This window comes from Streptomyces sp. NPDC028298 (assembly GCF_055565895.1).
Genome location: NZ_JBVHTL010000002.1, coordinates 1,014,247 through 1,034,290, shown reverse-complemented (window position 1 = coordinate 1,034,290; position 20,044 = coordinate 1,014,247). Strand labels below are relative to the sequence as shown.

The 20,044-nt window shown below is 70.1% G+C and carries 16 protein-coding genes; 12 read left to right on the top strand and 4 right to left on the bottom strand.

Annotated features, from left to right (window positions below):
* Nucleotides 1-191 precede the first annotated feature (191 nt).
* From folC to ACZ4TO_RS13015, 11 genes are all read left to right on the top strand, one after another.
* Nucleotides 192-1,730 (top strand): bifunctional tetrahydrofolate synthase/dihydrofolate synthase, encoded by a 1,539-nt coding sequence (gene folC, locus ACZ4TO_RS13065; protein WP_468024175.1) that lies wholly within the window; start codon nt 192-194, stop codon nt 1,728-1,730.
* 5 nt (nt 1,731-1,735) lie between these two features.
* The gene (locus ACZ4TO_RS13060; protein ID WP_468024174.1) at nt 1,736-2,095 is read left to right on the top strand and encodes a DUF4233 domain-containing protein; all 360 of its coding nucleotides are present in this window, start codon (nt 1,736-1,738) and stop codon (nt 2,093-2,095) included.
* Nucleotides 2,096-2,319: 224 nt separating this feature from the next.
* The gene (gene ndk / locus ACZ4TO_RS13055) at nt 2,320-2,733 is read left to right on the top strand and encodes a nucleoside-diphosphate kinase (protein ID WP_045557536.1); all 414 of its coding nucleotides are present in this window, start codon (nt 2,320-2,322) and stop codon (nt 2,731-2,733) included.
* A 441-nt stretch (nt 2,734-3,174) separates the two neighbouring features.
* Nucleotides 3,175-4,194, top strand: a complete 1,020-nt coding sequence (locus ACZ4TO_RS13050) for a rod shape-determining protein (RefSeq protein ID WP_037618813.1) — start codon at nt 3,175-3,177, stop codon at nt 4,192-4,194.
* A gap of 219 nt (nt 4,195-4,413) precedes the next feature.
* Complete coding sequence (mreC, locus tag ACZ4TO_RS13045) at nt 4,414-5,352, top strand: rod shape-determining protein MreC (protein ID WP_382782543.1); 939 nt, start codon at nt 4,414-4,416, stop codon at nt 5,350-5,352.
* Nucleotides 5,353-5,371: 19 nt separating this feature from the next.
* Complete coding sequence (mreD, locus tag ACZ4TO_RS13040) at nt 5,372-6,043, top strand: rod shape-determining protein MreD (RefSeq protein ID WP_382782540.1); 672 nt, start codon at nt 5,372-5,374, stop codon at nt 6,041-6,043.
* Nucleotides 6,044-6,180: 137 nt separating this feature from the next.
* Nucleotides 6,181-8,439: a penicillin-binding protein 2 gene (mrdA, locus tag ACZ4TO_RS13035; RefSeq protein WP_382782538.1), complete on the top strand. Its 2,259-nt coding sequence runs from the start codon at nt 6,181-6,183 to the stop codon at nt 8,437-8,439.
* A gap of 34 nt (nt 8,440-8,473) precedes the next feature.
* A complete protein-coding gene (gene rodA / locus ACZ4TO_RS13030; protein WP_382782535.1) occupies nt 8,474-9,670 on the top strand; it encodes a rod shape-determining protein RodA in 1,197 nt (398 codons plus the stop codon).
* A 304-nt stretch (nt 9,671-9,974) separates the two neighbouring features.
* Entirely contained in the window at nt 9,975-11,486 is a 1,512-nt protein-coding gene (locus tag ACZ4TO_RS13025; protein WP_382782532.1) for a CYTH and CHAD domain-containing protein, read from the top strand.
* Between the two features lie 144 nt (nt 11,487-11,630).
* Entirely contained in the window at nt 11,631-13,601 is a 1,971-nt protein-coding gene (locus tag ACZ4TO_RS13020; RefSeq protein WP_382782529.1) for a TIGR03960 family B12-binding radical SAM protein, read from the top strand.
* Between the two features lie 181 nt (nt 13,602-13,782).
* The gene (locus ACZ4TO_RS13015; protein WP_468024173.1) at nt 13,783-14,523 is read left to right on the top strand and encodes a hypothetical protein; all 741 of its coding nucleotides are present in this window, start codon (nt 13,783-13,785) and stop codon (nt 14,521-14,523) included.
* Between the two features lie 85 nt (nt 14,524-14,608).
* Here the strand turns inward: ACZ4TO_RS13015 and ACZ4TO_RS13010 are convergent, their stop codons facing one another.
* The gene (locus ACZ4TO_RS13010; RefSeq protein WP_382782523.1) at nt 14,609-14,896 is read right to left on the bottom strand and encodes a hypothetical protein; all 288 of its coding nucleotides are present in this window, start codon (nt 14,894-14,896) and stop codon (nt 14,609-14,611) included.
* A 79-nt stretch (nt 14,897-14,975) separates the two neighbouring features.
* Here ACZ4TO_RS13010 and ACZ4TO_RS13005 point away from each other — a divergent pair, with 79 nt between their 5' ends.
* The gene (locus ACZ4TO_RS13005; protein ID WP_468024172.1) at nt 14,976-15,470 is read left to right on the top strand and encodes a hypothetical protein; all 495 of its coding nucleotides are present in this window, start codon (nt 14,976-14,978) and stop codon (nt 15,468-15,470) included.
* Nucleotides 15,471-15,504: 34 nt separating this feature from the next.
* Here the strand turns inward: ACZ4TO_RS13005 and ACZ4TO_RS13000 are convergent, their stop codons facing one another.
* From ACZ4TO_RS13000 to ACZ4TO_RS12990, 3 genes are all read right to left on the bottom strand, one after another.
* Nucleotides 15,505-16,188 (bottom strand): response regulator transcription factor, encoded by a 684-nt coding sequence (locus ACZ4TO_RS13000; protein WP_468024171.1) that lies wholly within the window; start codon nt 16,186-16,188, stop codon nt 15,505-15,507.
* Nucleotides 16,189-16,289: 101 nt separating this feature from the next.
* On the bottom strand, nt 16,290-17,471 hold the full coding sequence (locus ACZ4TO_RS12995) for a sensor histidine kinase (RefSeq protein WP_382782514.1): 1,182 nt from the start codon (nt 17,469-17,471) through the stop codon (nt 16,290-16,292).
* Between the two features lie 184 nt (nt 17,472-17,655).
* A complete protein-coding gene (locus tag ACZ4TO_RS12990; RefSeq protein WP_468024170.1) occupies nt 17,656-19,962 on the bottom strand; it encodes an MMPL family transporter in 2,307 nt (768 codons plus the stop codon).
* Between the last annotated feature and the right edge of the window lie 82 nt (nt 19,963-20,044).

Below are 20,044 nucleotides of genomic sequence, written 5' to 3'. Positions count from 1 at the left end.
CCCCTACCCGTCCCGTACCCGGGGCTCCGCCCCGGACCCCGCTCCTCAATCGCCGGAGGGGCTGAATTCCCTGGATCGGGGGTCTGGGGGCGGCAGCCCCCAGGGGCGGGACGGGAAGGGGCGGAGGGGGCGAAAACCCCCATGCGGCCCCACACGCCCCCACACCCCCGCCACCTCCGTAGACTGGCCCCGTGAGTGACCTCCCCCCGCACGACAGCAGCGCGTCCGACGAGTCGCAGGACCGCGACCCGCACGGTCTCTTCGACGAGATCGTGGCGAACGAGACCGAGCGCGACCCCGACCTCGCCGTGATCGAGGCCGGCAGCCGCACCCTGCGCACCCAGGGCGGCGGCGGCCCGCAGGCCGACGTACCCGGGCGTCCCTCGGACCCCGAGGTCGACAAGGCGCTGCGCGAGGTCGAGGTCGAACTCGCCACCCGCTGGGGCGAGACGAAGCTGGAGCCGTCCGTCGCCAGGATCGCCGCGCTGATGGACGTCCTCGGGGAGCCGCAGCGCGCGTACCCCTCGATCCACATCACGGGCACCAACGGCAAGACCTCCACCGCCCGCATGATCGAGGCCCTCCTCGGCGCCTTCGACCTGCGCACCGGCCGCTACACCAGCCCCCACGTGCAGTCGATCACCGAGCGCATCAGCCTGGACGGGGCGCCGCTGCCCGCCGAGCGCTTCGTGGAGACGTACAACGACATCAAGCCCTACGTCGAGATGGTCGACGGGCAGCAGGAGTACCGGCTGTCCTTCTTCGAGGTGCTCACCGGCATGGCGTACGCCGCCTTCGCGGACGCGCCCGTGGACGTCGCCGTCGTCGAGGTCGGCATGGGCGGAAGCTGGGACGCCACGAACGTGATCGACGGGGACGTCGCCGTGGTGACCCCCATCGACCTCGACCACACCGACCGCCTCGGTGAGACGCACGCCGAGATCGCCACCGAGAAGGCGGGCATCGTCAAGCAGGACGCCACCGTCATCCTCGCCCAGCAGCCGGTCGACGCGGCCCAGGTGCTGCTGAAGAAGGCCGTGGAGGTCGACGCGACGGTGGCCCGCGAGGGCCTCGAATTCGGTGTCGTGTCACGGCAGATCGCGGTCGGCGGGCAGCTCCTCACGCTGCGCGGCCTCGGCGGCGAGTACGAAGAGGTCTTCCTGCCGCTGCACGGCGCCTACCAGGCGCACAACGCCGCCGTGGCGCTCGCCGCGGTCGAGGCGTTCTTCGGTGTCGGCTCGGCCCACGCCCAGCGGCTCGACATCGACACCGTGCGCAAGGCGTTCGCCTCGGTCACCTCGCCCGGCCGCCTGGAGATCGTGCGCCGCTCGCCCACCGTGGTGCTCGACGCCGCGCACAACCCCGCGGGCGCCCGCGCCACCGCCGAGGCCGTGAGCGAGGTCTTCGACTTCAGCCGGCTCATCGGCCTCGTCGGCGCGAGCGGCGACAAGAACGTGCGCGGGGTGCTCGAAGCCTTCGAGCCGATCTTCGCTGAGGTCGTCGTCACCCAGAACTCCAGCCATCGCGCGATGGACGCGGACGAACTCGCCGGGATCGCCGTCGAGGTCTTCGGCGAGGACCGGGTGCAGGTCGAACCGCGGCTCGACGACGCCCTGGAGGCCGCCATCACGCTCGCCGAGGAAGAGGGCGAGTACGCGGGCGGCGGCGTCCTGGTCACCGGTTCCGTCATCACGGTCGGCGAGGCCCGACTGCTCCTGGGGAGGGGCTGACTCTCGTGCGTACGCTCTGTGCTTCCACGCTGATCAGCGAGTTCTTGGTCATCGGCTTCGCCGGTCTCGTCGCCATGAAGGACCCCGATCTGTCCACGGCCACGGTCTGGACGGTCTGCGGGATCCTCATGGCGCTCAGCGTGCTGCTGTGCGGCATGATCACGCGGCCCGGCGGTGTCCAGCTCGGCTGGGCGCTGCAGATCCTGCTGATCGCCGGCGGGTTCTTCGTGCCGTCCATGTACATCCTGGGCGTGGCCTTCGCCGCCCTGTGGTGGGCCTCGGTCCACTACGGCCGGAAGATCGACGAGGCCAAGGCCCGGTTCGCCGCGCAGGCCCAGACCGAGCCGAGCGGCAACCCGGCCTAGGTCCGGCCGAGCCGAGCGGCGACCCGGCCCAGGGGCCGGGTCGCGTAGCAGTAACCCGGCCGAGCCGAGTGGCAACCCGCCCTGGGGCCGGCCGTTCCGGCCCGGGGCGGGTCCGGGAGCGGACTCGGGCGTGGGCCCGTATCACCTGACGCTGTGTGACAGCGACCCGGACACGCCCTGTAGCCTCGGTCATCCGCACCCGTGTGACCCGAAGGAGCTTTCCCGTGAGCCAGCGCACCCTCGTCCTTCTCAAGCCCGACGCCGTCCGTCGCGGCCTGACCGGCGAGATCATCAGCCGCATCGAGCGCAAGGCCGGCTGGCAGATCACCGCGCTGGAGCTGCGGACGCTGGACCAGGACACGCTGGAGCAGCACTACGGCGAGCACAAGGGCAAGCCCTTCTACGAGCCGCTGGTGGCGTTCATGGCCTCCGGTCCGGTCGTGGCCCTGATCGTCGAGGGCGAGCGGGTCATCGAGGGTGTGCGCGCCCTGGCCGGCCCGACCGACCCGATCGCCGCCGCCCCCGGTTCCATCCGCGGTGACTACGGCGTGATCGTGCGCGAGAACCTGATCCACGCCTCCGACTCCGAGGAGTCCGCCGAGCGCGAGGTGAAGATCTTCTTCCCCGGCCGCGCCTGAGCGTACGGACGAAGGCTCCGCGCCCGCGTCCGCGCGCACGGACGGTCACCGTCCGGCGTACGGACGGTCGCGCCCGAGGCGGCGGGCGGCCTCGCCGAGGCCGCCCGGACGATCTCCGAAGCGCGTGGAGTCGTACATTTTCAAAGAATTTTCTGAGACTGTGTCAGCACGGCTGCGGCAGTCTGACCTGGGACGGCCCTGAAAAATCAGGCCGTCCCGTGGCATATGCGCGCTGATCGGGGGAACGCGTGACCCCGATGGCCCGTCTCCACAAGCGAGTCGCTCCGCCATCTGCCGACAATGGCCAAGACCCTCGCGCAGTGTTCGTGCAGGCGCGTCTACGATGGAAGCGTTCACGTCGCTGCACCAACCTCGCGCCGTCCCTAAAAAGCCGTCAACGTTCGCTTTGGGAAGGCCAGACGAATCCTGATGGGGAACTCAATGTCGTTCATCGGCCGTGACATGGCTGTCGACCTCGGGACCGCCAACACGCTGGTGTACGTCAGGGGTCGAGGGATCGTACTCAACGAGCCGTCCGTCGTCGCGATCAACACCAACACCGGCGGGATCCTCGCGGTGGGCGCGGAAGCCAAGAAGATGATCGGGCGGACGCCGGGCAACATCGTTGCCGTGCGCCCGCTGAAGGACGGCGTCATCGCCGACTTCGAGATCACCGAGCGCATGCTCCGCTACTTCATCCTGAAGATCCACAAGCGGCGTTATCTCGCCCGCCCCCGTGTCGTCGTCTGTGTGCCCTCGGGCATCACGGGCGTCGAGCGCCGTGCCGTCATCGAGGCGTCGTCCCAGGCCGGCGCCCGACAGGTGCACATCATCGAGGAGCCCATGGCCGCGGCCATCGGCGCCGGCCTGCCGGTCCACGAGGCCACGGGCAACATGGTGGTGGACATCGGCGGCGGCACCACGGAGGTCGCGGTCATCTCGCTCGGCGGCATCGTCACCGCCCAGTCCATCCGCGTCGCGGGTGACGAGCTGGACAACGCGATCATCCAGTACATCAAGAAGGAGTACAGCCTCCTTCTGGGTGAGCGGACGGCCGAGCAGATCAAGATCACGATCGGATCCGCGTACGACCTCGACACTGACGAGCACACCGAAATCCGCGGCCGGGACCTGGTCTCCGGTCTGCCCAAGACGGTCGTCATCTCCGCCGCGGAGGTCCGCAAGGCCGTCGAAGAGCCGGTCAACGCGATCGTCGACGCCGTGAAGACGACGCTCGACAAGTGTCCGCCCGAGCTCTCCGGCGACGTGATGGACCGGGGCATCGTCCTCACCGGCGGCGGGGCCCTGCTGCGCGGCCTGGACGAGCGGCTGCGCCGCGAGACCGGCATGCCGATCCACATCGCCGAGGACCCGCTCGACAGCGTGGCGCTCGGGTCGGGCAAGTGTGTCGAGGAGTTCGAGGCGCTCCAGCAGGTTCTGGACGCCCAGCCCCGCAGATGACGTAACACTTCGATTCCGCCGTACGAGATCACCCCTTCTCGTGCGGCGGATCGTTGGTATGGAGGCATAAACTCCTGCGACATAAGAGTCAAAACCTCCCCCGTAACAGCCACCCCGTCTCACCACCCCCACCCCAGCCTCATCGCACCGTGGGCATCCTTTTCGCCCAGGGCGCGCCCCTGTTGACCCAATACGACGAGGAAGGCACGGCCGCCGCACGTGAGGGACACACGAGAGAGCCGGCTGCTCCTGGTGCTGCTGATCGCCATCGCGTTCGCACTGATCACGGTGGACATCCGCGGCGGGCAGGACTCACCGGTCGACGGCGCCCGCCAGGCCGCCGCGACGGTCTTCGGCCCGATCGAGAACGGAGTGTCGTCCGCGGTCGACCCCGTCGGCAACGCGATCTCCGCGGTCCGCGACTCGGGTGACCGGCACAGCCGCATCGCCCAACTGGAGCACGACAACGCGGCGTTGAAGGCGAAGCTCGGCAGCGACGACCGCAACCGCAGCCGCCTGAAGCAGCTCGACAAGATGATCAAGGTGGCGGGCGAGGGCCAGTACGGCATCAAGGGCGCCGAAGTGATCGCCATAGGGGCGGCCCAGGGCTTCTCCTGGACCGTCACCATCGACGTCGGCGCCAACGACGGCATCCAGCGCGACATGACCGTCCTGAACGGCGACGGACTGGTCGGCCGGGTCACCACCGTCGGCCCCGACACCGCGACGGTGCTCCTCGCCAACGACCCCGACTTCACCGTCGGCACCCGCATGGAGTCCACCGACGAACTCGGCTTCGCCTCCGGGCAGGGCGACCGCCCGCTGCGCGTCGAGCTCCTCAACGCCAAGGCGAAGATCAAGAAGGGCGACCGGCTGGTCACCTTCGGATCGCAGTCCGACAAGCCGTTCGTGCCGGGCGTCCCCGTCGGCGTCGTCTCCCGGGTCGACCCCTCCGGCGGCGACCTCACCCGCACGATCTACGTGACGCCGTTCGTGTCGTTCACCAAGCTCGACATCGTCGGCGTGGTCGTCGCGGCACCCAAGAGCGACCCGCGCGACACCGTGCTGCCCCCGAAACCCAGACCGACGCCCACGCCGACCGTGACCGTGACGGTCACGCCCTCGGCCAGCGCCACCGACCTCGGCCAGCAGCAGTAAGCAGGAGGAGCCGAATCCCATGCGTTTCAACAGGATGCTGCTCTCCGTCACCCTGGTGGTCGTCGCCCTGGTGATCCAGGTGAGCGTTCTCGCCCGACTCCATCTCCCGGGCGCCGTCCCCGACCTGGTGCTGCTGACCGTGCTCGCGCTCGCCCTGGTCTACGGCCATGTCGGCGGCGCGCTCATCGGCTTCGGCGCGGGTCTGCTCTCCGACCTCGCCCCGCCCGCCGACCACGCCGCCGGACGCTACGCCCTCGTGCTCTGCGTCGTCGGCTATCTCGCCGGCCTCGCCAAGCCCGAGAACGGCAGACTCAAATCGGCCACCGGCCCGATGGTCGTGGTCGTCGCCGCCGCGATCGGCTCCACCGTGCTCTACGCGGGCGTCGGCGCCCTCGTCGGCGACACCGCCGCCCGCCATGTCGGGCTCAGCAGCCTGCTCATCACGGCCGCGCTCTACGACCTGCTGCTCGCGCCCTTCGTCGTGCCGGTGCTGATGTGGCTGGCCCGGCGGGCCGAGAACGATCCGCTCGCCGACGGCGGTTCGGCCTCCAAGGCGGCCGACGTCTCCTCGGGCTGGCTGTCCTCCGGCACCGGCCTGCGCATCGGCAGTCAGCGCGGCGGACTGCGCGTGAAGGCGGCGAAGGCGCGAGTCGCCCGCGCCGGACGCATCAAGGGGGTCAAGCGGCTGTGACGACAGCGACGCGGCCCGTCCGCCGGCCGGCCCAAGCGTCCCGGACGTCACGGGACTTGACCAGCCGCGGTGTCACCACGCACAGGTTCGCCGTGTACTCGTATGACTCGTACACACACTGAGAGGGGGAGGCAGCAGTGACCAACATCCCGGAGACCGGCCGGACCCCACGGGTCCAGATCCGGCTCGTCGTCATCCAGATTCTCGTACTCTCCCTTCTCGGCACCCTCGGCGGACGCCTCTGGTTCCTCCAGATCCGCAACGGCAACGAGTACGCCAAGGAAGCCTCCGGCAACCACGTCCAGCAGGTCGTCCAGCCCGCCGTGCGCGGCTCGATCCTCGACGCGCGCGGTGTGCCGATCGCCGACAACGAGACCCGCCTCGTGGTCTCCGCCTCGCGCACGGACCTGATGAAGATGGCGGACGACGGCAAGGCCGTCCTCACCAAACTCGCCGGCGTGCTCGGCCTCAAGCCCCAGGACGTCATCCAGAAGGTCCGCCTCTGCGACGCCAAGACGCCGCAGCCGTGCTGGAACGGCTCGCCCTACCAGCCGATCCCGATCACCGACAAGGCCACCCCGCGCCAGGCCCTGCAGATCCGCGAGCGCTCCGAGGACTTCCCCGGCATCACCGCCGAGCCGGAGGCCGTGCGCCGTTACGCGGCCCCCGGCAAGGCCAACACCGCGCAGGTCCTCGGCTACCTCTCGCCCGTCACCGACGACGAGATCACCAAGGCCAAGGACACCGACTCGCCCTACCTGCGCTCCGACCAGGTCGGCCGCTCCGGCCTGGAGCGCCAGTACGACAAGGCCCTGCGCGGCAAGGCCGGCGTCACCCGCTACGAGGTCGACAACCTCGGCCGCGTCATCGGCAAGGCCAAGAGCGACAAGGCCGAACCCGGCGCCAACCTCGTCACCAGCATCGACGCCCGCGTCCAGCGCGTCGCCGAGTACGAGCTGGACTACGCGATGAAGGTCGCCCGGACCCAGTTCGACAAGATCACCGGCGAGAACTACAAGGCCGACTCCGGCGCCGTCGTCGTCATGGAGGCCAAGACCGGCCGCGTCGTCGCGATGGCGTCCGCCCCGACGTACGACCCGAACGCCTGGGTCGGCGGCATCTCCGGCAAGGACTACACCGCCCTCACCGGCAAGAAGTCCAACTACCCGCTGCTGAACCGCGCCATACAGGGTCAGTCGGCGCCCGGTTCGACGTTCAAGGTGGTCTCCACCGCCGCCGCGGTCCAGGCCGGATACGCCTTCGACGGGCACTACCCGTGCACCAGCTCGTACTCCGTCGGCAGCCAGGTCTTCAAGAACTTCGAGGGAGAGAGCTTCGGCCCGATCTCCCTGGGCCGGGCGCTGGAGGTCTCCTGCGACACCGTCTTCTACGGACTCGCCGACAACGAGTGGAAGAAGGACGGCGGCATCAACCCGAAGAAGAAGCCCAAGGACTACTTCTACAAGACCGCCCACCAGTTCGGACTGGGCCAGACGACCGGCATCGACCTCCCCAACGAGGTCACCGGCCGGGTCCCGGACCGCGACTGGAAGCTGAACTACTGGAAGGCCAACAAGGACGCCTGGTGCAAGACGGGCAAGAAGAACGGCACCTACGTCCAGCGGATCGAGTACGAGAACTGCCTCGAGGGCAACAAGATGCGCGAGGGCGACTCGATCAACTACTCCATCGGCCAGGGTGACACCCTCGTCACCCCCATCCAGGAAGCCGCCATCTACTCCGCGGTCTCCAATGGCGGCACCCTGTACGAGCCGACCATCGGCAAGGCGATCGTCAGCGCCGACGGCAGGACCGTCCAGGAGATCAAGCCGAAGGTCAACGGCAAGCTGCCGGTCAGCAAGGCGACGCTCAAGGGCATGAACGAGGCCTTCGCGGGCGTCGTCACCCGCGGTACCGCGGCCTGGAAGTTCGGCGGCTGGCCGCAGGACAAGATCCCGCTGCACGCCAAGACCGGTACCGCGGAGGTCTACGGCAAGCAGACGACGTCCTGGCTCGCCACGTACTCCAAGGACTACTCGATCATCATGACGATCTCCCAGGCCGGTACGGGTTCGGGAGCGTCCGGTGAGGCCGTCCGCAAGATCTACAACGCGCTCTACGGCGTCTCCGCCGACGGCACCATCAACAAGAAGAACGGCCTCCTGCCGACCCCGCAGAAGGGTCTGCCGAAGGTCCAGACCGACGGCACGATCGAGTCCGGCCGCATCTCCAAGGACCCGGCCAAGGACCAGCAGGCCAGCCAGGCACCCAAGGACGCCACCCCCGACCCGAACCTGCCCGCCGGCACCACGGCCTCGCCCACCGGCGGCAACCGTGTCACCCGAAGGCGAACGGCCCGCCCGCCGAAGGGGCGGGGGAAGAGGATCCCGACATGACGAGGGCGGCGACCAAGGCACTGAGGATCCTGACATGACCGGAGCCAACAACTTCTCCGTCTCCCGGTACGGACCCGAGCGCGCGGGCTGGACCCGCCTGCTCGCCCGCGACTCGATCGCCCGAAGGCTCGACTGGCCGATACTGCTGTCGGCCGTCGCGCTCTCGGCGATCGGCTCGGCCCTCGTCTACTCGGCGACCCGCAACCGCACCGAGATCAACCAGGGCGACCCGTACTACTTCCTGCTCCGCCACATGATGAACACCGGCATCGGCTTCGGCCTGATGATCGGCACGATCTGGCTCGGCCACCGCACCCTGCGCACGGCCGTGCCGATCCTGTACGGGATCTCGGTCTTCATGATCCTGCTGGTGCTGACCCCGCTCGGCGCGACCATCAACGGCCAGCGCAACTGGCTCGTCGCCGGCGGACTGTCGCTCCAGCCCGCCGAGTTCATCAAGATCACGATCATCCTGGGCATGGCCATGTTGCTGGCCACACGGGTCGACGCGGGCGACAAGCAGTACCCCGACCACCGCACCGTGGTCCAGGCACTGGGTCTCGCCGCCGTCCCGATGCTGATCGTGCTGCTCATGCCCGACCTCGGCACGATCATGGTCGCCGTCGTCATCGTGCTCGGCGTGCTGCTCTCCTCCGGCGCCTCCAACCGCTGGGTGTTCGGCCTCATCGGCGCGGGCGCCCTCGGCGCGGTCGCCGCCTGGCGGCTGCACGTCCTCGACGAGTACCAGATCAACCGCTTCGCGGCCTTCGCCAACCCCGACCTCGACCCGGCGGGCGTCGGCTACAACACCAACCAGGCCCGTATCGCCATCGGTTCCGGCGGCCTCTTCGGCACCGGCCTCGGCCACGGCTCGCAGACGACCGGCCAGTTCGTCCCCGAACAGCAGACGGACTTCGTCTTCACCGTCGCGGGCGAGGAACTGGGCTTCGTGGGCGCGGGCCTGATCCTGCTGCTCCTCGGCATCATCCTGTGGCGCGCCTGCCGCATCGCCCGCGAGACGACCGAGCTCTACGGCACGATCGTCGCCGCCGGGATCATCGCCTGGTTCGCGTTCCAGTCCTTCGAGAACATCGGCATGACCCTCGGGATCATGCCGGTCGCCGGTCTGCCCCTGCCGTTCGTGTCCTATGGAGGATCTTCCATGTTCGCGGTCTGGGTCGCGATCGGCCTCCTGCAGTCGATCAGGGTGCAGCGCCCGATGTCGGCCTAGGGCCGGTCTGACCGTTCCCGTCTGCCCGGCCCCGGCGGAGCGAGGCCGGGGCCTGGCCGACAGGCCCGGCGGAGCAATGCGGGGGGTCTCGCGCCGACCGGCCCGGCGCAGCGAGGCCGGGGCTTGGCCGGCAGGCCCGGCGGAGCGACGCGGTGGGGCCGGCGGCGGGCCCGCCGGCCGGACACCGGGTGGCGCCTCGGAGAACACGAGGTGACACCCGGGCCAACGGTGAAAAGCGCGCTCCGGCCAAGCCAGGGCCGATTGGGTACTGCCCACGGCCCGCAAACGCGTCTAGATTCGGTTCATGGCGGACACGAAGCGCGAGATCGAGCGTAAGTACGAAGGTCCGGCCGCCGAGGGCGGCACCGACATGCCCGACCTGACCGGCGTCCCCGGTGTCGCGGGCGTCCTCGACAAAGGTGTCGCCGAACTTGACGCCACCTACTACGACACGCCCGACCAGCGTCTCGCCGCCGACTCCCTGACCCTGCGCCGCCGCACCGGCGGGGACGACGCCGGCTGGCACCTGAAACTCCCCGTCTCCGAGGGCGTGCGCGACGAGATCCAGGCCCCCCTCTCCGACACCGTGCCCCGCGCCATCGCCGGACTCGTCCGCTCCCGCGTACGCGACGCCGAACTCGTCCCCCTCGTACGCCTGCGCTCCGCCCGTGACATCCGCCACCTCGTCGACGACTCCGGCGCCCTGCTCGCCGAGGTCAGCCTCGACCGCGTCCGCGCGGACCGGCTCGGCGGCGGCAAGGGCAGCGCCGCGTGGACCGAGCTCGAGGTGGAACTCGCCGACGACGGCGACCCCGCCTTCCTCGACAAGGTCGAGAAGAAGCTCCGCAAGGCCGGCCTCAGCCGCTCCGCCGCCTCCTCCAAACTCGCCAGGGCGCTCGACACGACCGGCAAACGCGCCAAGAAGCCCGCCGCCCGCAAGGACCCGGCCACCGCCGGCGACCACGTCCTCGCCTACCTCCGCGCCCAGTACGACGCCATCGTCGAACTCGACCCCGCCGTGCGCCGCGACCTCCCCGACTCCGTGCACAGCATGCGCGTCGCCACCCGACGGATGCGCAGCACCTTCCGCTCGTACGGGAAGATCCTCGACCGCGCCGTCACCGACCCGATCGGCGACGAGCTGAAGTGGCTGGCCGGCGAGCTCGGCGTCGACCGCGACCAGGAGGTCCTCACCGAGCGGCTCACCGAGTCCCTCGCCCAACTGCCCCGCACCCTGCTCTCCGGACCGGTCCGCACCCGGCTGCGCACCTGGGCGCACGCCCGCCACGGCGGCTCGCGGCGCCGCCTGATCGCCGTCCTGGACGGGAAGCGGTACCTGGCGCTGCTGACCGCGCTCGACGCGCTCGTGACCGACCCGCCGCTGCTCAAGGCGGCCGCCGGCGACCCGGCGAAGGTGATCGCCAAGGCCGTCCGCAAGGACTTCGGAAAGGTCTCCGAACTCGTCGAGCAGGCCCTGGACCGGCCGCCGGGCGCCGACCGCGACCACGCCATGCACGAGGCCCGGAAGAAGGCCAAGCGCACCCGCTACGCCGCCGAGGCCGCGGCCCCGGCCCTCGGCGGGCCCGCCGCCGGCCTGGTCAAGTCGATGAAGTCGCTCCAGAGCCTCCTCGGCGACCACCAGGACAGCGTGATGACCCGGGAGGCCCTGCGGGAACTGGCCGGCCTGGCCCACGCGGCGGGGGAGAGCTCGTTCACGTACGGGGTGCTCTACGGCCGCGAGGAGCAGCGGGCGGCGGCCGCCGAGGCAGCCCTGCCGGGGGCCTGGGAGACGATCGAGGCGCAGACGGCGGTCTGAGGGGGGTTGCCGGAGCCATGAGACGGCTCTGACCTCGGGCTTTCGTCCGGCCGCGGGGTCCGGTGTCCGTCCGGCGGTGCGGCGGGCCCCTCCGGCCGCGTTACGCTAGATGGTCACCCCCATCAGCTCACGAAGGTTCGCGAGATGCCTGCCGAAACCGCCGTGTCGGTCTTCCCACAGCTCGAAGCTCTGCTCCCGCATGTGCAGAAGCCGATCCAGTACGTCGGCGGAGAGCTCAACTCCACGGTCAAGCCCTGGGAGTCGTGTGACGTCCGCTGGGCCCTGATGTACCCCGACGCCTACGAGGTCGGCCTGCCCAACCAGGGCGTCATGATCCTGTACGAGGTGCTGAACGAGCGCGAGGGCGTCCTCGCCGAGCGCACGTACAGCGTCTGGCCGGACCTCGAGGAGCTGATGCGCGAGCACCGGGTCCCGCAGTTCACCGTGGACAGCCACCGCCCCGTGAAGGCCTTCGACGTGTTCGGCCTGTCCTTCTCCACGGAGCTGGGCTACACGAACATGCTCACGGCCCTGGACCTGGCCGGCATCCCCCTGGAGTCGAAGAACCGCACGCTCGACGACCCGATCGTCCTCGCGGGCGGACACGCTGCCTTCAACCCCGAGCCGATCGCCGACTTCATCGACGCGGCGATCATCGGTGACGGCGAGCAGGCCGTGCTCGACATGACGGAGATCATCCGCGCCTGGAAGGCCGAGGGCCGTCCCGGAGGCCGCGAGGAGGTGCTGTTCCGCCTCGCGAAGACGGGCAGCGTCTACATCCCCGCCTTCTACGACGTCGAGTACCTCCCCGACGGCCGGATCGGCCGCGTGGTCCCGAACAAGTCCGGCGTCCCGTGGCGCGTGTCCAAGCACACGGTGATGGACCTGGACGAGTGGCCCTACCCGAAGCAGCCCCTCGTGCCCCTGGCCGAGACGGTCCACGAGCGCATGTCCGTGGAGATCTTCCGCGGCTGCACCCGCGGCTGCCGCTTCTGCCAGGCGGGCATGATCACCCGCCCGGTGCGCGAGCGTTCCATCACGGGCATCGGTGAGATGGTCGAGAAGGGTCTGAAGGCGACGGGCTTCGAGGAGGTGGGCCTGCTGTCGCTCTCCTCGGCGGACCACTCGGAGATCGGCGACATCGCCAAGGGCCTGGCCGACCGGTACGAGGAAGACAAGATCGGCCTCTCCCTCCCGTCGACCCGCGTGGACGCCTTCAACGTCGACCTCGCCAACGAGCTGACCCGCAACGGCCGGCGTTCGGGCCTGACCTTCGCCCCCGAGGGCGGCTCCGAGCGCATGCGCAAGGTCATCAACAAGATGGTCTCGGAAGAGGACCTGATCCGGACCGTCTCCACCGCCTACGGCAACGGCTGGCGCCAGGTGAAGCTGTACTTCATGTGCGGCCTGCCGACGGAGACGGACGAGGACGTCATGCAGATCGCCGACATGGCGATGAACGTGATCGCCGAGGGCCGCAAGGTCTCCGGCCAGAACGACATCCGCTGCACGGTGTCCATCGGCGGGTTCGTCCCCAAGCCGCACACCCCCTTCCAGTGGGCCCCGCAGCTCTCCGCCGCGGACACGGACGCCCGCCTGGAGAAGCTCCGCGACAAGATCCGCGGCGACAAGAAGTACGGCCGCTCGATCGGCTTCCGCTACCACGACGGCAAGCCCGGCATCGTCGAGGGCCTGCTCTCGCGCGGCGACCGCCGCATCGGCTCCGTCATCCGCGCGGTCTACGAGGACGGCGGCCGCTTCGACGGCTGGCGCGAGCACTTCTCGTACGACCGCTGGATGGCCTGCGCCGACAAGGCCCTCGCCCCCTTCGGCGTCGACGTCGACTGGTACACCACCCGCGAGCGCACCTACGAGGAGGTCCTGCCCTGGGACCACCTGGACTCGGGCCTCGACAAGGACTGGCTCTGGGAGGACTGGCAGGACTCCCTGGACGAGACAGAGGTCGAGGACTGCCGCTGGACCCCGTGCTTCGACTGCGGGGTGTGCCCGCAGATGGACACCCACATCCAGATCGGCCCCACCGGCCAGAAGCTGCTGCCGCTGACGGTCAAGAACGCGGGTCCGACACCGGCGGCCACGGGTCACTCTCACTGACGTGAGTCTCGCGAGCCCCCCTTCTCATCGAGGAGGGGGGCTCGTCGGCGTCCGGATGCAGGTGAGTTCGTGGGCTGGACGCTGCCGATGCCCCGGCGGGGTGGCCGGCGCGTCGAGGCGGTGATCCGATGAGGTGAGGGTCGGATGAGCGGGGGAAATCCGGGGGCTTACGCTCCCGGGCATGACCAAGTTCTACGCCACCGTGTGTCTGCCGCCGACCGCGCCCCGCAAGATCCCGCAGGCGGTGGCCGCCGCCCTGGCGCCCTACGACGCCAACCTCACCCAGGACTGGAATCCGGTCGGCCACTGGGACTGGTGGGCCATCCACTCCGCCCCGGGCAACGCCTATCTCGTACTGCCTCGGCACGACGGGGACCGCAGGCTCGTCACCGCCTCGACCGTGCCGCGCCGGAAGGCCAAGCTCGATCGCCTCGGGCCGCTGGAATGCTACGGCGGGCCCCGGGGGCTGCTCGACTTCGACGGTATGCGGGAACGGGCGGGGCGCGCTCATGACGCCCTGCTCAGCGCCTGGACCGAGCTGACCGCGATACACCCGGCGGCCCGCCCGCTCACCGACTTCCTCGATCGCCACGAGGCCGATCCCGAGAGCTACTCCCCGTCGGACGCCAGGAGGGAGCACCTGGCCCAGCCGCTGGTGCAGGAGGTGGCCCAGCGGGCCGTCGCGGGCGACCCGCATTTCGACATGTCGTTCCTGGTCAACGACCCGGTCGCCTACTTCGCGCAGGAACACGAGGAAGCCCGGCTGGGGTCGGTCCGGTGCGCCGTGCCCGGTTTCGCCCTGGTCGGGCTCGACGGCTCGTGGACGGACGCGGACACGGACGGCTACTGGGAACAGGCCAACCGCTATCTCGACGGCCTCGACGGTGACGCCGTCGTGCTCGACCTGCTCTGTCACTACTGAGCCGTCGGACCGGCCACCGGTGGCGGCTGTCGCAGCCCCCGGCGGATCAGCGGTCAGCGGCTCAGCGACTCAACCGTTCGACGGCTCAACGGCGAAGCTGAGCCAGCCCGATCAACCCCGTGGCGAGCAGCATCACCATGGCTCCGGACATCGTCACCGTGAAGCGGACGTCCTGCGATGTGATCAGCAGGCCTCCGACCAACTGGGCGGCGAGTGCGGTCGTCATGGCGAGCTGCGCCCAACCGAAGAGAGCCGGGCGGACGATCCGGCCGCGCAACCACGGTGGCAGCCAGCCCCGGCCAAGGGTGGCGACCGCCCCGCAGGCGACGAGCACCGCCATCGAGCCGAGCAACGCGGCCATGTACGAACTCACGATTCGGCCCTCCGGTTCCGGAGGGGGATCATGGCACACCGACGTCTGAGACTGGATGGCAGGGCTGGGAGACTTCGGTATGACTTATTCCAATTCCCGGTTATCCCTTGCCGTTTGCGGCGTGGCGGCGTCGGTGTTCCTTGTCGCTTCGTGCGGCGGCTCCGGCGGTGGTGAAAGGGAAGGCGTCAACGGCCCACCGTCGTCCTCCGCGTCACGCGCGTCCCGTACGACGGACGAGGCGTCCGAGAAGAAGCTGACCGAGCAGGCACAGGCGGCCCTCGCCGCCGTGCACAGCGGGGCGATGGTCGAGGCCGGGGTCGAGCGGGTGGGGGACGGGATCCATACCGAGCCCAGCGTGAGTGAGGGCCGGACGTACAGGCTCAGCCTGGTCTGTTTCGGTGGTGGCAGTGCCCGGTTGGCCTTCGTACCGGCGAGCGCCGGCGCGGAGACCCAGGTGCCGTGTGATCAGTCGGTGGTCCAGCAGCGGATCACGGCGGGGAAGCGGGTGCACATCGATGTCGACGGGGCCAAGGGATCGACCGGCGTGATCGCCTGGCAGGTGGACGCGATCTGAGCCGGTGAGGCCTCCCGGTGGTGAGGGGGCGGAGTCACGGCGTGGTGGGTGGGCCGGACTGGACGAGGCCTGACTGGTAGGCGGCGACGACCAGTTGGGCCCGGTCGCGGGCGTGGAGCTTGGTCATGGCGCGCTGGACGTGGGTGCGGACGGTCAACGGACTGAGGCAGAGGGTGTCGGCGATGTCCGTGTTGGACATGCCGCGGGCGGCCATGATCATGACTTCGCGTTCGCGTGCCGTGAGGGAGCTGATCTGGTCCGGCAGTTCCGTGTCGGAGGCCGGTTCGGGTGTGACCAGAAAGCGGCTGACGAGCATCTTGGTGGCGGCGGGGGACAGGAGGGCGTCGCCGTCCGCGACCGTACGGATGGCGCCGAGGAGGGCGTCGGCCGTGACGTCCTTGCCGAGGAACCCGCTGGCTCCGGCGCGCAGCGCGCGGGCGACGTACTCGTCGGTCTCGAACGTGGTCAGGATGAGGATGCGGACGTCCGAGAGGGCGGGGTCGGCGCAGATGGCCGTCGTGGCGGTCAGGCCGTCGGTGCCGGGCATGCGGATGTCCATGATCACGATGTCCGGGCGGAGCGTCCCGGCGAGGGCGATGGCCTCCGCGCCGTCGGACGCCTCCCCGACGACCTCCAGATCCTCGGCGGAGTTGATCAGGATGCGGAAGGTGTCCCTGAGAAGGGCGTGATCGTCGGCGAGGAGCACTCGGATGGTCATGGGGTTCCCGGATCAGTGGTGGACATCAGAGGACATCAGGGGTTGAGATCGGTGGTCGAGATCAGCGGGTGGGCATCAGACACGAGGGTCAGAAGCGGAGATCAGAAGTGGAGGGGGAGTTCGGCGGTGGCTGTGTAGCCGCCGTCGGGGCGGGGGCCCGCGGTGAAACGGCCTCCGGCGGACAGGGCGCGTTCGCGCATGCTGATGAGTCCGAACCCGGAGTCCACGGACGTCGCGGCGGTCGGGGTCGGGTGTCCTCGCTCGTTGCTGATCTCGATTCTCAGCACCTCGTCCGTGTAGGTCAGTGTCACCTGCGCCGTGGGGGTGCCGGCGTGCTTGGAGACGTTGGTCAGGGCCTCCTGGATGATCCGATAGGCGGTCAGGTCCACGGCGGGGGAGAGCGGCCGGGTCTCTCCCTCGGACGTGACGGCGACGTCCAGCCCCGTGGTCGCGAGGGCCGCCACCATGGTGGGGAGCTGCTCGAGTTTCGGGGCCGGCTGGAGCGGTGAGTCGGAGTCCTCGGGGCGGCGCAACAGCCCCACCGTCGCCTTCAGTTCGCGCAGGGCGGTGGCGGTCGTGCCGCTCAGGCCGGTGATCAGTTGCTCCGCCTGCCGGGGGTCGTCGCGGATGAGGTGCGCGGCGGTGACCGCCTGGGCGTTGGCGAGCGTGAGGTGGTGGGCCACGACGTCGTGGAGTTCACGGGCGATGCGTACCCGCTCCTCCGCCACCCGGCGCAGCGCTTCCTCCTCGCGGGTGTGTTCCGCGTGTTCGGCACGGGCCCGCAGCGAGTCGGTGAACGCGCGGCGCAGCCGCAGGGCGGAGCCCCAGGCGACGGGGAGGAGCAGGGCGAGAGCCGGGTTCAGCGTCACGATGATGAAGCTGGCGTAGCGGGGTGCCTGCACGATCGCGATGGGGACCATGACCACGACCACGCCGAGGCCGTAGAGGTGGGCGGTGCGGCGCTCGTCGAGGAGCGCGAGCCAGAACAGCGCCACCATGACGGGGGCCAGCAGAAGCATGGTGGTGAGGTAGCCGACACTCACCGCGGCGATGGCGCAGACGCCGGTGACGACGACGACCGTACGAGGGCGGGTCCGGCGCCACAGCAGGGCGGCGGTGGCGATGACGCCCAGGATCAGCCCCGGCCACCAGGGGATCGGTTCCCGGACGTCCCACGTGCCGAAGAAGCTCGCCGAGACCACGCAGGCGAGTACGCAGGTCAGCAGTACCGCGTCCATGACGTGCGGGTGGTTGAGGGCAAAGCGGCGGGCGGCGCTGGGCATCGCGGTCTCCGGTTGCGGTGGCTGTCGGGTCCATGGTGGGGCATCCGCCGGTGAAGGCCGGTGAGGGCCGCCTGATGACATCGGGCGGCCCTCACGGGGGTGTGCTCCGCTTGGTGACATGCGGCGGCCCTCACGGGGGTGTGCTCCGCCTGGTGTCGTCGGGGCGGCCTTCACCGGGGTGTGCTCAGACTCCGGCGGTTTCCCGTGGCTTCTCGTCGGGCTGTGCCGAGGGGGTGTCGTGCCGGGTGAGCGCCTCCCCTTCGATGTCCACGCGCGGGAGCATGCGGTCGAGCCATCGGGGCAGCCACCAGGCGCGGTGGCCGAGGAGGGCCAGGACGGCCGGTACGAAGGCCATGCGGATGACGAAGGCGTCGAAGAGGACGGCGATGGCGAGCCCGAAGCCGATCATCTTGATCATGGACTCCCCGGCGGTGATGAAGCCGGAGAACACGCTCATCATGATCAGCGCCGCCGCGACGACGACGCGTGCGCTGTGACCGAACCCGGTGACCATGGCCCGGCCCGGGGTCTGTCCGTGGACGTAGGCCTCTCGCATGCGGGACACGAGGAAGACCTGGTAGTCCATGGCCAGGCCGAAGACGATGCCGACGAGGAAGATCGGCATCATGCTCATGATCGGGCCGGTCGAGTCCACGCCGAGGAGGTCGGCGGCCCAGCCCCACTGGAACACCGCGACGACCGCGCCCAGCGAGGCAAGGACGGACAGCAGGAACCCGACGGCCGCCTTGACGGGGACCAGCACCGATCGGAAGACGATCAGCAGGAGCAGGAAGGCCAGCCCGACCACGACGGCCAGGTAGGGGATCAGCGCGCTCTGCATCTTCTGCGCGACGTCGATGTTGGCGGCCGTCGTCCCGGTGACCTGGAACGTCGCGTCCGTCGCCGATTCCAGCCCCGGGCGCTCGCCGCGGATGGTGTGGACGAGGTTCTTGGTCGCCTCGCTGGTGGGCGAGGTGGACGGTGTGGCGGAGATGATCGCGGTGTCCCCGGCTTCGTTGAAGCGCGGCTTGGACACGGAGACCACGCCGTCCGTCGAGGCGATCTTCTTCGCGACGGTGTCGACGGCTCCCGCCGCGTCGGGGGCGCCCTGGGCGTCGACCACGATGGTCAGCGGGCCGTTGAAGCCGGGGCCGAAACCGTCCGCGAGGGCGTCGTAGGCACGCCGCTCGGTGGTGGCGGTGGACTTGGCCTCGTCGCCGGAGGTGCCCAACTGCAGATCGGTCACCGGCAGGGCGAGTGCTCCGAGCCCGACGACGGACAGCAGGAGGACCGGCAGCGGGCGGCGCAGCACGAAGCGGGCCCACTTCGATTCCCTGGCCCCGGCCGTCGGACGGGCGGCGGTCGCGAGGAGCGTCGCGTCGGAGCTGCCGCCGTTGCCGACCCTGCCGCCGTTGCCGACCCGGCCGGTGTCGGCGACCTCGCCGGCGCGGCCGGCCTTGCGGTTCAGGCGGCGCAGGCGTCGGGGCAGGACCGCGTTCGGCCAGAACCCGAGCAGCGCGGGAACCAGGGTCAGCGCGATGACCACGGACAGCAGGACCGCTCCGGCGGCCGCGAGCCCCATCTTGGTCAGCATGGGGACGCCGACGATCGACAGTCCCGCGAGGGCGACGACGACGGTGAGCCCGGCGAAGACGACGGCGGAGCCCGCGGTGCCGACGGCCCGGCCGGCCGCCTCCCGCGGCGTGTGGCCCCTGCCTCGCTCCTCCCTGTACCGGGAGACGATGAACATCGCGTAGTCGATGCCGACCGCGAGGCCCAGCATGGTGGCCAGGGTTCCCGTCGAGGACGACAGACCGAAGGCACTGCTCAGGGCCGTGATGGCGAGCATGCTGGTGGCCACGCCGATGACGGCCGTCAGCAGGGGCAGTCCGGCCGCCGCCATGGATCCGAAGGTCACCAGCAGGACGAGCGCGGCCACCAGCACACCCGCCGCCTCGCCCACACCGCCGGCCTCGGTCTGCGCGGCCAGGGCGTTGCCGCCGGTCTCGACGGTGAGGCCGGCCTGCCGCGCGTCACTCAGCGCCTGCTGGAGCTCGCTCTTGCTGCCGTCCGTGATGTCCTTGGCCGTCACCTTGTAGGTGACCGTGGCGTAGGCCGTGCTGCCGTCCTTGCTGACCGCGTTCGCCTGGAACGGGTTCACCGCGCTCGCGACCTGGTCACCGGCGGCGGCATCGGTGACCGTCTTCTCGATGGCCTCGCGGTTGTCGGCGGCCGTGACCTTCTGTCCGTCCGGCGCGACGAAGACGATGCGCTCGCTCGCCCCGTCGGCCGCGCTGCCGGGGAAGCGCTGGTCGATGAGGTCGAAGGCCTTCTGGGACTCGATTCCCGGCATCGATGACGAGTCGTCGGAGCCGGCGGTGGCCGTCAGGCCCTTGAAGCCGACGACGGCCACGACGGCCACCCACAGCAACAGGACCCAGCGGCGCTTCCGGAAGGCCGTCTGGCCCAGCCGGTAGAGGAAGGACGCCATGACAGGGGATCTCCACATCTGGTCTCGGGAATCTTCCACAAGACTCCAAGACCAGCGGCGTTCCGTCGTCGTGCGGCTGCCG

Coding starts and splice junctions, on each gene's coding strand:
- ACZ4TO_RS12990 (WP_468024170.1), bottom strand. CDS start 19,962: ATGGCGTCCTTCCTCTACCGGCTGGGCCAGACGGCCTTCCGGAAGCGC.
- ACZ4TO_RS13020 (WP_382782529.1), top strand. CDS start 11,631: ATGCCTGCCGAAACCGCCGTGTCGGTCTTCCCACAGCTCGAAGCTCTG.
- ACZ4TO_RS13000 (WP_468024171.1), bottom strand. CDS start 16,188: ATGACCATCCGAGTGCTCCTCGCCGACGATCACGCCCTTCTCAGGGAC.
- rodA (WP_382782535.1), top strand. CDS start 8,474: ATGACCGGAGCCAACAACTTCTCCGTCTCCCGGTACGGACCCGAGCGC.
- ACZ4TO_RS13005 (WP_468024172.1), top strand. CDS start 14,976: ATGACTTATTCCAATTCCCGGTTATCCCTTGCCGTTTGCGGCGTGGCG.
- mreD (WP_382782540.1), top strand. CDS start 5,372: ATGCGTTTCAACAGGATGCTGCTCTCCGTCACCCTGGTGGTCGTCGCC.
- ACZ4TO_RS13025 (WP_382782532.1), top strand. CDS start 9,975: ATGGCGGACACGAAGCGCGAGATCGAGCGTAAGTACGAAGGTCCGGCC.
- ACZ4TO_RS13015 (WP_468024173.1), top strand. CDS start 13,783: ATGACCAAGTTCTACGCCACCGTGTGTCTGCCGCCGACCGCGCCCCGC.
- ACZ4TO_RS12995 (WP_382782514.1), bottom strand. CDS start 17,471: ATGCCCAGCGCCGCCCGCCGCTTTGCCCTCAACCACCCGCACGTCATG.
- ACZ4TO_RS13050 (WP_037618813.1), top strand. CDS start 3,175: ATGTCGTTCATCGGCCGTGACATGGCTGTCGACCTCGGGACCGCCAAC.